We start from the raw sequence: 14,436 nt of genomic DNA, 5'->3' as shown, positions 1-14,436 counted from the left end.
CCAGTTTTTTGCCAATTATATAAGGTAAAATTCTACTTTTGTAATGCTTATAGTAAACAGTTAATAATGGATAGTTTATCTTATCTCAACGGCGCTAACGCCGAATATGTAGATTCTTTATATCAGTCGTATCAGCAAGATCCTGAATCAGTTGAGTTTGGTTGGCAAAAGTTTTTTGAAGGTTTTGATTTTGGAAGAAATTCTGAGACCTCAGTAGTAAATGTAGAAACCCCTGAACAATTTTTAAAGGAGGTTAGTGTTTTAAACCTGATTGACGGTTATAGAAGTCGGGGTCACTTATTTACACATACCAATCCTGTTCGAGAAAGACGTAAACATTTACCAACTTTAGATCTTTCAAACTTTGGCCTTTCTGATGCCGATTTGGAAACAGTTTTTAACTCAGGTGTTGAAATTGGTATCGGTGCAGCAAAACTGAAAGATATTGTTGCTTTTCTAAAACAAACTTACACCAGTTCAATTGGTGCTGAATATAAATTTTTACGTACACCAGAGGTCTTGAACTGGATTCAGCAAAAGATGGAAAGTGCCCGTAATACGCCAAGTTTCTCTATTGATGAGAAGAAACGTATTTTGAAAAAATTAAATGAAGCGGTAAGTTTTGAAAACTTTCTTGGAACCAAGTTTTTAGGACAGAAACGGTTTTCTTTAGAAGGAGCAGAGGCATTAATTCCTGCATTGGATTCTGTTATTGAAAAAGGAGCAGATTTAGGGATTGAAGAATTTGTAATCGGTATGGCGCATCGCGGTCGTTTAAACGTACTGGCGAATATCATGCAGAAAACCTATAAAGATATATTTGCCGAGTTTGAAGGTAAAAGCTATAATCCTGATACGCCATTTGGTGGTGACGTAAAATATCACTTAGGTTACTCTACAGATGTTACTACCGTTACCGGAAAAAGTGTTCACTTAAGTCTTTGCCCAAACCCATCACACCTGGAAACAGTTGACGGTGTGGTAGAAGGAATGAGCCGTTCGAAGATTGACTTTAAATATGGTGGAGACAACAGCCGTTTGGCACCGATCTTAATTCATGGTGATGCTTCTGTAGCTGGCCAGGGAATTGTATATGAAGTAATTCAGATGGCAGGTCTTGAAGGTTATAAAACAGGTGGAACTATTCACCTGGTCATTAATAACCAGATCGGCTTTACCACCAACTATAAAGATGCACGTACAAGTACCTACTGTACGGATATTGCTAAGGTGACCTTATCACCAGTTTTTCATGTAAATGGAGATGATCCTGAAGCATTGGTTTACGCCATTAATCTGGCTATGGAATATCGTCAGAAATATAAAAATGATGTTTTTATTGATATTTTGTGTTACCGTCGTTTCGGTCATAATGAGTCTGATGAACCTAAATTCACCCAGCCGTTATTGTACAAAACCATCGAAAAACACCCTAACCCAAGGGAAATATATATCGACCAGTTAACTAAAGAAGGTAAACTGGAAGCTGGACTGGCAAAAGAAATGGAAAAAGATTTCCGTGGAATTTTACAGGAGCGATTAAACGAAGCTAAAGAATTTGTTGCAAGTAAGGATGAAGTTAAATTTGGTGGTGCCTGGGCAGATTTGCGGATGGCGACACCAAAAGATTTTGAAACCTCTCCTGTGACGGCTGTAAAAAAATCTACGTTATTAGAAATCGGTAAGCGCATCACCACTTTACCATCGGATAAAAAGTTCTTCAAAAAAATTGAAAAACTTTTTGCTGAGCGTACAAAAATGGTTAATGAAACCAATGTTTTTGATTGGGCAATGGGCGAGCAACTGGCTTATGGTACTTTATTATCAGAAGGTAAACGTATTCGTTTAAGCGGTCAGGATGTAGAACGTGGTACTTTTTCTCACCGTCATGCTGTATTAACTTTAGAAGATAGCGAGGAAGAATATGTACCATTAGCAAATATTTCAGATCAGCAGGCTCCATTTGATATTTACAATTCTCACTTATCAGAATATGGCGTTTTAGGTTTTGAGTATGGTTATGCCATGGCAAACCCTAATGCTTTAACCATTTGGGAAGCACAATTTGGCGATTTCTTTAACGGAGCGCAAATTGTTGTCGATCAATATATTGCCAGCGCTGAAACCAAATGGCAACGCGAAAATGGTTTGGTGATGTTATTGCCACATGGTTATGAAGGTCAGGGACCTGAGCATTCATCAGCACGTATTGAGCGTTTTATGGAGCTTTGTGCTGATTACAACATGCAAGTGGTAAACTGTACTACTCCTGCTAACTTTTTCCACGTATTACGTCGCCAGTTTAAACGTGATTTCCGTAAACCTTTGGTGGTTTTCTCTCCTAAGAGTTTATTGCGTCATCCATCTTGCGTATCCAAATTAGAAGAGTTTACCGATGGTGGCTTTAAAGAGGTTATTGATGACGTAAACGTAAATGTTGATGAGGTTAGCCGGATTGTTTTCTGTAGTGGTAAAATTTATTACGAATTATTAGAAAAACAGCAGGCAGATCAGGTAAAACATGTTGCTGTAGTTCGTGTTGAGCAATTATACCCAACACCAGTTGACCAGATGGAAGCCATTAAGGCAAAATATAAAAATGCAAACGAAATTTTCTGGCTACAGGAAGAACCAGAAAACATGGGTGCATGGCCATACCTTTTCCGCAAATTATACAAAACAGGCTTAAAAGGTATTGATGTAATTTCGAGAAAAGAAAGCAGCAGTACTGCTACAGGTTTCGCTAAACAACATGCTAACCAACAAACCTATATTTTAGCGAAGGCTTTAGAAGTTTCTGTTAAGGAAGAAGAAGTTAAAGATGAAACTAAAAAGGCCCGTAAGAAATTAGCTGAGGCGGATTAATTTTAAATTAAAGATTCGAAAGTAATGGGTTTAGGTTTAAGGGCCGGAACATTGCAACTTTTGAATCTTAAAACATATAACAACAAAAATTACCAATTTTAAAAATATGAGTTTAGAGATCAAAGTTCCACCAGTTGGTGAGTCGATAACAGAAGTTGTTTTATCACGTTGGATAAAGAACGATGGTGACGTTGTTGAGATGGACGAAGTTATTGCTGAATTAGAATCAGACAAAGCTACTTTCGAATTAACCGCAGAACAAGCTGGAACTTTAAAAACCATAGCTGCTGAAGGTGATACATTAGCCATAGGCGCAGTAGTTTGTAATATTGAAGATGGTGGTGCTGCTACCAGTCCTAAGCCAGAAGTTGAAAGCCCTAAGTCTGATGCACCAGCACAGGATGAAGCACCAAAGGCTCAAGGCACAGAACCTGTTTCTAAAGACTCTTATGCCACAGGTACTCCTTCACCTGCTGCAGGAAAAATTCTTGCAGAAAAAGGAATTGATTCTGGTGCTGTAAAAGGTACAGGTGTTGATGGACGCATTACTAAAGAAGATGCAGTAAAAGCAGAAGCCGGTAAAAAAGCTGAAGCACCTAAAGCGGCTGGCGCTCCGGTTGCAGCTGTTGCTCCTGCGGGTAGCCGTGGCGAGCGTCGTGAGAAAATGTCTCCACTTCGCAGAACTGTTGCAAAACGTTTAGTTGCCGTTAAAAATGAAACCGCAATGTTAACCACTTTCAATGAGGTAAACATGAAACCAATTATGGATTTACGCGGAAAATATAAAGATCAGTTTAAAGAAAAGTTTGGTGTAGGTTTAGGCTTCATGAGCTTTTTTACTAAAGCTGTTACAGTAGCATTAAAAGAGTTTCCGGCTGTAAATGGTCGTATAGAAGGTGAAGAGTTAATCTACAATGATTTTGCAGATATTTCTATCGCTGTTTCGGCTCCAAAAGGCTTAGTAGTTCCGGTTATCCGCAATGCAGAAAGTATGTCTCTTGCAGAAATTGAGAAATCAGTTCTGACATTAGCTTTAAAGGCCCGCGATAGTAAATTAACAATCGAAGAAATGACTGGTGGAACTTTCACCATCACTAATGGTGGTGTATTTGGTTCAATGATGTCAACTCCGATTATTAATGCCCCACAATCTGCTATTTTAGGTATGCATAACATTGTTGAGCGTCCCGTTGCTGAAAAAGGTGAGGTGGTTATTCGTCCAATGATGTATGTTGCATTATCTTATGATCATAGAATTATCGATGGACGTGAGTCTGTAGGTTTCCTTGTTCGGGTGAAACAATTATTAGAAGATCCAGCTAGATTATTATTGGGTGTTTAACCCTAAAATTCCCTAACAGGTAACTGATATATAAGGAGCCTTCGATTGAAAAATCGAAGGCTTTTTTGTTGAGGTACCCGGGTATTGAACACGCCAACTATGAACGGTCGTCTTTGCGAGGGGGCATGACGAAGCAATCTTAATTTGATTCCGCTTTATTCGTTTAGTCATGGCGAGACGCTACAACCAGATTTTTTAATGTTGGTATTCTAAATAACTACGACAGGTCGTCTTTGCGAGGAGGTAAGACGAAGCAATCTCTTTAATAAGGATCGCTTATAATCTTGTAGTACTTTACCACAAGTTTAAAAGTGCCTCATAAGCATCTCCATTCAAGCCCAGTAACTTTGCAAAGGCCAATTCCGTTTTGTATCCTTGCTTCTTTAAATTAATGATTTGTAACCTAAACTCCTCACCTTTCTCTAGCAGTAATCGATGTTCAATTACCATGTGGCGATAGGCATTTTGTTCTTTAGTGGGGATATTCTGACCAAAGATTTCGATTTCAAAATCTTCTATAAAGAAATTTGCCTTAAGCGCATTTAAAGTTTGATTTTCTGAAATTCTAAAGCCTTTCTCCTGTTGAAAATGATTCAATAAAGAATGCTTAAATTTTTCTTTATCATGAACATAACAAATGATATCCAAATCGCTACTTTCTATATCGATGTTAATCGGGATGGTTCCCACCAAAATTGGCGTAAACTCCACCAGCTTCTCTAATATACTATTCCTGATTAAAATCTGATAAGCACTTTGTTGCTTTGGATTTCCTGATTTTAAGTAAGATAGGTTAAGAAAATTGATCATTTTTTTGGTACTATTTCCAGATTTAAAGTTGACAACTTTCTTTTCTATTGTGCTATTAAAGTTATCAACTTTTAAAACCTAAATTAATAAAACAAAAAAGCCCATTTCGGTAAAGAAATGGGCCTGTAATTATTTAAAGCTAAGTGCTATCCTTACTATAATTTTCAATTGTAATCCGTAAATCTACAATCGTAATTTGCTTAATCTTCTACAATTTCACTATTAATGCTTACTTCATCCTTAACATCTTCTTTGAAGTAGTTTTTCTGGAAAACCAGGATAAGTATTACGCCAAGCGAAATGGCAGCATCAGCGAGATTAAAAACAGGTCTGAAGAAAACAAACTCATCTCCTCCCCAAATAGGAATCCAGCTAGGGAAATGTCCTTCAGCAATTGGAAAATAAAGCATGTCTACCACACGTCCGTGAAACCAGGTTTCGTAGCCATAAATCTTTCCATAAAAAACTGAATCAATAATGTTTCCTAATGCACCTGCAAAAATCAGTGCAACATTTAAGATTAAACCACGGTGATATTTGTGTTTAATCAAATAATGAAGTCCATATCCAATACCAGCAACGGCAGCAATACGAAATAATGATAAGGCAAGCTTACCAAATTCTCCTCCAAACTCCATCCCGAAGGCCATACCATTATTTTCAGTAAAATGGATAATGAACCATTTACCAATAATATTAAACTCCTGGCCAAGGTACATATTGGTTTTAATCCAGGTTTTAAGCAACTGGTCTGCAATTAAAACCAGAAAGATAACAAGTAAAGGTTTTGTATAGCCTTTCATTAACTTTGTTTTAATTTGGCTTCCATGCTTAATGTTGCATGTGGAACCGCACGTAAACGTTCTTTTTGAATTAATTTACCTGTTTCACGGCAAATACCATAAGTTTTGTTTTCAATCCGAACCAATGCATTTTCCAGGTTATCAATAAACTTTTTCTGACGGGCAGCTAACTGATTGATTTGTTCTTTTTCCATTGTTGCAGAACCATCTTCCAATGTTTTATAGGCTCCAGAAGTATCTTCAGTACCGTTTGCATTAGGATTGCTCAATGAGGACGTTAGTGCATTAAGTTCTTCTTTAGAACTGCGTAATTTATCTTGAATAAGTTCTTTAAATTCTTGAAGTTCACTGTCTGAGTAGCGTGTTTTGTTACTGTTTTCCATGTTTTTAATTTAGTTTTCTAATATATGGATTTATATTTTAGTTACTGAAATGCTTAATTCAACATCATCTATAGTGATTTTGTTTGCATCTAAACCAGTATCCGTTAATTCAAATTCATCGGCTAAAATTTCAGCGCAAATGTAGGCCTTGTTTTTAGCAACTGCTGTAGCAATAAGGTTATTATTTTGTAAAGCCACTTTAATCCGGTCCGTTACTTCAAAGTTTAACTCTTTGCGCAAATTCTGGATTCTATTGACCAGTTCGCGAGAGAGTCCTTCTTGTTTCAATTCTTCAGAAATGGTCACATCTAAAGCCACCGTTAAGTTGCCTAGGTTAGTTACCTGCCATCCCGGAATGTCTTCTGCAAAAACTTCTACATCATCGTTTAAATCGATCGCATGCTGAATATTATCACTACCGAAAACATTCAGGTAGCCATCAACTTCCAGGCGTTGGATATCATCCTGCGTCATATTTTCTAAAGCAGCTTTAACAACGCTCATATCCTTACCTACTTTTTTGCCTAGCGATTTAAAGTTGGGCTTTAACTTTTTCTTCACAATGCCATGTGTATCGGTAATGAATTCGATATGCTTCACATTGGTTTCAGAAAGGATATAATCAGCAACTTTTGATATTTTACGTTCAAAATCTCCATTTAATGATGGGATTAAGATCTTCTCCAGTGGCTGACGAACATTAATGCTTGATTTTTTGCGTAATGATAAAACCATTGAAGAGATATCCTGGGCGTAAACCATGCGTTCATTTAAATCATGATCAATTAAGCTTTGATCTGCCTCATTCCATATGGTTAAATGAACAGATTGTTCTGCATATGCATCAGTAACGGTAAGGTTTCTGTACAACCAATCTGCAAAGAATGGGGCTACGGGGCTCATCAATTGCGATAAAGTTTCTAAACAGGTGTAAAGTGTTTCATAGGCAGCACGTTTATCATCTGTCATTTCGCCTTTCCAAAAACGGCGGCGACTTAACCTGATATACCAGTTGCTTAAATGTTCATCTACGAAAGTTTGGATAGCTCTTGATGCTTTAGTAGGTTCATAAGTATTATATGCTTCATCTACTTCGCTAATTAAGTTTTGCAATAGTGATAAAATCCAACGGTCTAGCTCTGTTCTGTCAGCAACTTTGCTCAGGTTATTTTTGTCGATTTCAAATTTATCGATGTTGGCATACAAAGCAAAAAAGGCATAAGTGTTATAGAGCGTTCCAAAGAATTTACGGCGCACTTCGTCTAATCCTTCCAAACTGAACTTCAGGTTATCCCAAGGGGAGGCATTGCTAATCATGTACCAGCGTGTAGCATCAGCACTATAAGTTTCAATGGTGCTGAAAGGATCAACTGCATTGCCTAATCGCTTAGACATTTTGTTGCCATTTTTATCCAGTACCAATCCATTTGAAACCACGTTTTTAAAAGCAACACCAGGATTACCTGTTTTAGCATTTACTTCCTTAATCTCTTCACTGGCTTCACTCAACATTACAGCAAGCGCATGTAAAGTAAAGAACCAGCCTCTGGTTTGATCAACACCTTCTGCAATGAAATCGGCAGCATAAGCATTTGCAAATTCATCTTTATTTTCAAAAGGGAAATGCCATTGTGCATAAGGCATGGCACCACTATCAAACCAAACATCGATTAGGTCGGTTTCGCGAGTCATTTTTTCGCCTGCTGATGAAGTTAGAATCACATCATCTACATATGGGCGGTGCATATCTTTCAATTCAAAACCTGCGGGCATAAATCCAGCTTCAATAGATTTTGCAATTTCTGTATTTAATTCTGCAATAGAACCGATACATTTCTCTTCTAAACCATCGGCCGTGCGCCAGATAGGTAGGGGAGTTCCCCAATAACGGGAGCGGGATAAATTCCAGTCAACTAAATTCTCTAACCAATTGCCAAAACGACCTGTTCCGGTAGATTCTGGTTTCCAGTTGATGGTTTTATTTAGTTCCACCATTTTATCTTTTACAGCAGTGGTTTTGATGAACCAGCTATCCAAAGGATAGTATAAAACTGGTTTATCAGTTCTCCAGCAGTGCGGATAAGTGTGGACGTATTTTTCTACCTTAAAAGCTTTGTTTTCTTCTTTTAGCTGGATAGCTAATTCCACATCAACAGATTTTTCCGGGGCTTCGCCATCTTTATAGTATTCATTTTTGACGTATTTACCGCCATAGTTACCACCTAAAGAAGCAATAAACTTTCCTTGCAAATCCACTAATGGAACAGCATTTCCCTTTTCATCCAATACCAGCATTGGTGGTACTTCAGGGGTAGCCAGTTTAGCAACACGGGCATCATCAGCACCAAATGTCGGTGCCGTGTGTACAATACCTGTACCATCTTCGGTAGTAACGAAATCTCCTGATATTACGCGAAAAGCATTTTCTGAGTTTTGGTACGGCAATGCATAAGGCAATAATTGTTCGTATTTAATGCCAACTAGATCTGCCCCAACAAATTCGCCTAATATGGTATAAGGAATTTTTTTGTCGTCAGCTTTGAAGTTATTGAAATCCTCACCACTTTCTGATAAAAAGTATTTCCCGGCAAATTGTTTCCCTATTAGTGCTTTAGCTAAAACTACCTGAATGGGTTCAAATGTATATTGATTGAACGTTTTAACCAATACATAGTCGATTTTTGGCCCTACGGTTAATGCTGTATTACTTGGCAATGTCCATGGCGTTGTTGTCCAGGCTAAAAAGTGAACCGTGCCAAAACCTTTTAAAGTTTCTGGTAAAGTTGATTCAATGGCTTTAAACTGAGCTACAATTGTGGTATCGCTCACATCTTTATATGTACCCGGTTGGTTCAACTCATGCGAGCTTAAACCTGTACCAGCAGCTGGCGAGTAGGGCTGAACGGTATAGCCTTTATATAAATATCCTTTGTTATATAGTTGCTTTAAGATCCACCAAAGGGTTTCAATATAATCGTTTTCGTAAGTGATATAAGGATTTTCCAGATCAACCCAATAACCCATTTTTTCGGTTAGGTCGTTCCAAACATCAGTATATCTCATCACTTCAGTACGGCAAGCTGCATTGTATTCATCAACGCTGATTTTCTTGCCAATATCTTCTTTAGTGATTCCTAGTTTTTTTTCTACGGCAAGTTCAATTGGTAAACCATGTGTATCCCAACCACCTTTACGTTTAACCTGATAGCCTTTTAAGGTTTTATAGCGACAAAAAATATCCTTAATTGCACGTGCCATCACGTGGTGAATCCCCGGCATGCCATTGGCAGACGGTGGCCCCTCGTAAAAGGTAAACGGATTAGACTTCGGACGTGAAGAAATGCTCTTCTCAAAGATGTTTTCTTTTTTCCAGAAATCCAGTATTTCCTGTCCTATTTTGGCCAGTTCCAATTGTTTAAATTCGCTATACATCAATCAAGTACCTCAAAAAATTAAGGATGCAAAGTTAAAGTTTTTCACTCAAATTCGGTAGTTTTGATGTAAATACTTTAAAGCGAAATGGTTTAATATTGGATTAATCTTAATGGTTACTGCTGTAACTTGTCTTGCCTATGCTAACACTGGCGGTAGCAAGTAAATTAAACATTTATAGTTTTTATTTTTATGGACTTTTAGAACTAATAGGAATTATTTGCGTTTTATTTTATATTATTAAGCTAAAAAACAAGTCCTGATGATTAAACTATTAAAATTACAGAAAGCTGTTCTAGTACTTATTGCTGGCGTGATCTCTTATATTCTTTATCTCGTTTTAGATGCTTCCGATGTTAATGGCGCCAGATATCTACAAATGATTGCAGGTATTTTAGTGATGATTGGCGCATTATGGATGTTATATCCCATTCTTTTTGCTAAAAAAGATCATGATGGAAATGCAGAAATTTTAACTGACCCTACGGTAGAAGTGCCAGTAGACGAGGAAGAGGAAAAAAACCTATAGGGTTTTAAACTTTATAGGGTTAAATGGTATATTTAAGAAAAAAATTGCCATGAAATATTTTGATAAATTTCATCCCGACAATTTTTATCATATTTTTAATCACGCTGTTGGAAAAGAGAACCTTTTCAAGAACCATGATAATTATATTTTCTTTCTTTCAAAATTTGATAAATATATATCTCCTATTGCAAAGACATTTTGTTATTGCTTAATGCCCAACCATTTTCATGTTTTAATACAAATCAGGCCTGAGAATGGAATTAGGGAATTAGCAAAAAAAAAGATGAAGATTTTGATTTTCACAGATTTATCATGCAACAATTCAGCAACTTTCTGAATGGCTATGCTAAAGCATTTAATAAACGAAATAATAGAAGAGGCGCACTCTTTTTAGACTTTACAAAGAGAATTGAAATTAAAGATGAAATTTATTTTTCTACATTAATAAATTATATTCATCTAAACCCTGTTCATCATCAGTTTTGTAAATCTGTAGAAGACTGGAACTACTCCTCTTATAATTCAATCATATCTATAAATAAAAATTCTAAGTTAGAAAGAAATGCTGTATTCGATTGGTTTGGTGGAATTGAAGAATTTATCGAGTTTCATAAAGCGGAACATTTTACAGATATTGATTTACCAAACCTATAAGGTTTTTAAAACCTTATAGGTTTAAATCGTTTCTTACTTTCTTTTTATCTAACCAGAGCACCAAAGCAGGCAAAAGGGTCAGGTTAAATATCAATGAAACAAACAAAGTAATGGATAGTAAGAGACCTAAAATTACGGTTCCTCCAAAGGTTGAAGCGGTGAAGATTCCGAAACCGAAAAATAAAATTAGTGCGATATGTGTCATGCTCACCCCAGTTTCGGTGATGGTATCTTTAATCACCTTCGGAACAGAAAAATTAGTCAGGTTGATTTCTTGTTGATACCGGGTGAGGAAATAGATAGTTTGATCTGAAGCCAGTCCGAATGCAATGGTAAAAATTAAAATCGTTGATGGCTTTAAAGAAATTCCAAAGTAACCCATAATGCCTGCGGTTATAATCAAAGGAACAATGTTTGGGAGCAATGAAATAAACATAATACCTAAGCTCTTAAATTGCGCAAGACGTAAGAGAGAAATTAAAATAATCGCCAAGCCAATACTTTCAAAGAGGTGTTTCAACATATAATCTGTTCCTTTCGAAAAAATTACGCTTGAGCCAGTAAGCTCTACATCAAATTTATCAGGTGGTAAAATACTATCAATACGTGGTTTTAATTCAGCCATGATAGCATCAAGGCGTTTAGAGCCTACATCTGCCATTTGAAAACTGATTCTGGTGCTTTGATTGCCTTTGCTGATAAAATTGGTTAGTAAATTTGAATTTCCTTTTCCACCATTTGCAATGTACGCCAGAATGAAGTTTTTCTCCAGGTTATCTGGCAATAGGAAAAAAGTTGAATCATTATTGTAAAAAGCCTGAGTAGCATATTTTAAACCCATATTAACGGAAATAGATCTAGAGAACTCTGGGTAGGCGGAAATCATTTTTTCCATTTTCTCCATTCTTTTCAGGTTGGTTAGATTAAATACACCATTCTTTTTTTTGGTGTCAACACTTACTTCTAAAGGCAAAATTCCTTCAAAATTTTTCTCAAAAAACTTTAAATCGGTTAAGATTTCAGAATTTTTAGGCAAATCATCAACCACATAACCATTTACATTAATTTTCAATACCCCAATTATTGCGATGATGGAAATTAAGATGGTACCCATGTAAATCACGCTGCTTTTCTGTTGCACCAGGTGATCGGTCTTAATTAATAATTGATGTAGAAAGCCCTCTTCAACATGTGTTTGTGCCTTCAGTTTCGGTGCTGGCAAGTAGCTGAAAATAATCGGAATTAAACATAGGCACATTAACCAGGTAATCATCACGTTAATAGATGCCACACTTCCAAATTGCATCAACAATTCACTTCCTGTAAAATATAGCACGCCAAAACCAATAGCAGCCGTAATGTTTGCAATGAGTGTAGTTACCGCAATTCTTTCAATGGTAATACTTAATGCCCTCTGTTTGTCTCCATCCTTTCGTAATTCATTCTGGTATTTATTTAGCAGTAAAATGCTATTCGGAATACCAATAATAACGATAAGAGGTGGAATTAATCCCGTTAAAATGGTGAGTTCAAATCCAAATAAAACCAGTGTTCCGATACTCCAGATAACCCCCATAATTACAACCAGAATGGGAAAGAAGACTGCATAAAATCTTTTGAAAAAGAATAATAGAATTGCTGCTGAAACTAAAATAGACAGGCCAAGAAAAAGCACAAATTCATTACTTACTAATTTACTTACGGCAGTTCTGATGTATGGCAATCCTGAGATATGAACTTGGATGTTGGTTTTTTTCTGAAAGGTTTTTGCCTTTTCCTCAATTTGCTTTAAAATGGGATTACGTGCAGCTGTATTTAATATTTTTGTATCGAAAGTAATGGCCATTAGCGTGGCATTCTGTTTATTGTAAACCAGGCCTTCAAAAAATGGCGTATTATATATGGTATTCTTGATTGAATCCATTTCTGCATCTGTAGTTACCAATCCACCTGGAATTGCTTTTAAGGTGAACTTTTGATTTATGGTATCTTTTTCCAACTGAAAAATCCGACCGGATGACAAAACTTGTTTAATCCCTTTTAATTTTTGAATTTCGTTAGAAAGTTGAACCCATTGGTTATAAATATCCTTCCTGAATATGTCAGGAGACTGAATGCCTATAACCATTACACTGCCGTCTTCACCAAAAGTTTTTTTGAATGCATTGTATTTTACAAATGCACTATCAGTAACTGGTAAAATTTTACTACCTGTATAAGAGAGTTTTACATTCTTGGCCTGGTAAGCCATGAAAATGGTGCCTAATACGAAAAAAACAATGATTGCAATTCGATTCTGAAGAATAAACCTTGATAGCTTCACCCACATTGTGTTGTCTGGTTTAAATTTTAATGATAACGACAAAACTAATCTTATTTACAAATCGTAATCACTTTTAGTGCAATTAAATTTGCACAAATAACATACTTTTGAAAAAATGATTCCATAAGATGTTGCACAAAGTGAGGGGTATAGTTTTAAAAACCACTAATTATAGCGAAACCAGTGTAATTGTACAGGTTCTTACAGATAAATTTGGAATGCAATCATACTTAATTAATGGTGTAAAAAAACCAAAGGCGAAGATTAAGATGAATATGCTCCAATCTCTTCATCTTTTAGATATGGTAGTATATCATAAAGCAAATACCAATATTCAACGCATTTCTGAGCTTCGGCAAACCCCGGTGTTTAAAACCATTCCTTACGATATTGTTAAAACCAGCATTGTTATCTTTTTAAACGAAGTACTTTATAAGAGTATCAGGCAACAATCAGCAGACGAGAGCCTGTTCGATTATCTTTTTAATTCCATTGCCTGGTTTGATGAAGTGGAAGAAATTAATCCAAACTTTCACTTGTCATTTTTGTTGAAACTGACAAGGTTTTTAGGCTTTTCACCAAATGAGAAGAAAAGAACGGATCAGATTTATTTTGATTTGCAGGAAGGAGAATTTGTTTCCCGTTTGCCTATTCATTTAAATTATCTCCAGCTAGAGGATGCGCTAAGCTTTATTTCCTTATTTAATACACCACTTGAAAAAATTTCTGAATTAAAAATGAGTAATGTCCGAAGAAGGTTTCTTCTTGATAAGATATTGGTTTTCTATACCTTACATACGGCGTCATTTGGTGAAGTGCAATCACATAAAATTTTAGAAACATTGTTAAGCTGAAAAAAAACAAAAAAGATTTGCGAAACAAGATTATAGCGCTATATTTGCATTCCCAAAAGGAAAGGGAAATTAGCTCAGCTGGTTCAGAGCATCCCGACGTTATCAGTCGGGAGGGTCGGGGAACTAAAAAGTTGACAAATTGAAATAAAGGGAAATTAGCTCAGCTGGTTCAGAGCACCTCGTTTACACCGAGGGGGTCGGGGGTTCGAACCCCTCATTTCCCACACAACTTTCAAGGATTTGAAAGATCATTATATTAAAAGCCTTTAAAAAAGGGAAATTAGCTCAGCTGGTTCAGAGCACCTCGTTTACACCGAGGGGGTCGGGGGTTCGAACCCCTCATTTCCCACACTAAGCCTTTCAGGAAACTGAGAGGCTTTTTTGTTATATGCTTTTTTATATCTTTAAGAATGTTCTATGCTTACATTTTGTATTCTGAAG

The 14,436-nt window shown here is 36.4% G+C and carries 10 protein-coding genes and 2 tRNA genes; 7 read left to right on the top strand and 5 right to left on the bottom strand.

Annotation, left to right across the window (positions count from 1 at the left end):
• Window positions 1–66: 66 nt before the first annotated feature.
• A complete protein-coding gene (locus AN34_RS15500) occupies window positions 67–2,865 on the top strand; it encodes a 2-oxoglutarate dehydrogenase E1 component (RefSeq protein WP_029286869.1) in 2,799 nt (932 codons plus the stop codon).
• A gap of 106 nt (window positions 2,866–2,971) precedes the next feature.
• A complete protein-coding gene (gene odhB / locus AN34_RS15495) occupies window positions 2,972–4,207 on the top strand; it encodes a 2-oxoglutarate dehydrogenase complex dihydrolipoyllysine-residue succinyltransferase (RefSeq protein WP_029286868.1) in 1,236 nt (411 codons plus the stop codon).
• A 294-nt stretch (window positions 4,208–4,501) separates the two neighbouring features.
• Here odhB and AN34_RS15490 read toward each other — a convergent pair whose 3' ends face one another.
• The 4 genes from AN34_RS15490 to ileS all read right to left on the bottom strand — a co-directional run bounded on the left by AN34_RS15490 (window position 4,502) and on the right by ileS (window position 9,635).
• A complete protein-coding gene (locus AN34_RS15490; RefSeq protein ID WP_029286867.1) occupies window positions 4,502–5,017 on the bottom strand; it encodes a DUF4269 domain-containing protein in 516 nt (171 codons plus the stop codon).
• 200 nt (window positions 5,018–5,217) lie between these two features.
• A complete protein-coding gene (locus AN34_RS15485; protein WP_029286866.1) occupies window positions 5,218–5,820 on the bottom strand; it encodes a lipoprotein signal peptidase in 603 nt (200 codons plus the stop codon).
• A complete protein-coding gene (locus AN34_RS15480) occupies window positions 5,820–6,203 on the bottom strand; it encodes a TraR/DksA C4-type zinc finger protein (RefSeq protein ID WP_029286865.1) in 384 nt (127 codons plus the stop codon). Before AN34_RS15480 ends, AN34_RS15485 begins: the two co-directional genes overlap by 1 nt.
• Before the next feature lie 30 nt (window positions 6,204–6,233).
• The gene (ileS, locus tag AN34_RS15475; protein ID WP_029286864.1) at window positions 6,234–9,635 is read right to left on the bottom strand and encodes an isoleucine--tRNA ligase; all 3,402 of its coding nucleotides are present in this window, start codon (window positions 9,633–9,635) and stop codon (window positions 6,234–6,236) included.
• Window positions 9,636–9,897: 262 nt separating this feature from the next.
• Between ileS and AN34_RS15470 the strand changes: the two genes are divergently transcribed.
• Together AN34_RS15470 and AN34_RS21795 are read left to right on the top strand one after the other, a co-directional pair.
• Window positions 9,898–10,164: a hypothetical protein gene (locus AN34_RS15470; RefSeq protein WP_051666669.1), complete on the top strand. Its 267-nt coding sequence runs from the start codon at window positions 9,898–9,900 to the stop codon at window positions 10,162–10,164.
• A gap of 312 nt (window positions 10,165–10,476) precedes the next feature.
• A complete protein-coding gene (locus AN34_RS21795) occupies window positions 10,477–10,818 on the top strand; it encodes a hypothetical protein (RefSeq protein WP_051666665.1) in 342 nt (113 codons plus the stop codon).
• Between the two features lie 13 nt (window positions 10,819–10,831).
• Here the strand turns inward: AN34_RS21795 and AN34_RS15455 are convergent, their stop codons facing one another.
• The gene (locus AN34_RS15455; protein WP_029286862.1) at window positions 10,832–13,147 is read right to left on the bottom strand and encodes an RND family transporter; all 2,316 of its coding nucleotides are present in this window, start codon (window positions 13,145–13,147) and stop codon (window positions 10,832–10,834) included.
• 122 nt (window positions 13,148–13,269) lie between these two features.
• On the opposite strand from AN34_RS15455, the gene recO reads away from it, so the two are divergent.
• From recO to AN34_RS15440, 3 genes are all read left to right on the top strand, one after another.
• Window positions 13,270–13,995 carry a DNA repair protein RecO gene (gene recO, locus AN34_RS15450; protein ID WP_029286861.1) on the top strand — a complete coding sequence of 242 codons (726 nt, stop codon included), beginning with the start codon at window positions 13,270–13,272 and terminating at the stop codon, window positions 13,993–13,995.
• Window positions 13,996–14,144: 149 nt separating this feature from the next.
• Window positions 14,145–14,219 (top strand) — tRNA-Val (locus AN34_RS15445).
• 50 nt (window positions 14,220–14,269) lie between these two features.
• Window positions 14,270–14,344 (top strand) — tRNA-Val (locus AN34_RS15440).
• Window positions 14,345–14,436: the final 92 nt, after the last annotated feature.

The sequence above is a fragment of the Pedobacter sp. R20-19 genome, assembly GCF_000708265.2.
GTDB lineage: Bacteria > Bacteroidota > Bacteroidia > Sphingobacteriales > Sphingobacteriaceae > Pedobacter.
Note: the sequence above shows the minus strand (reverse complement) of the source record. Positions and strands in the feature narration are given on the sequence as shown.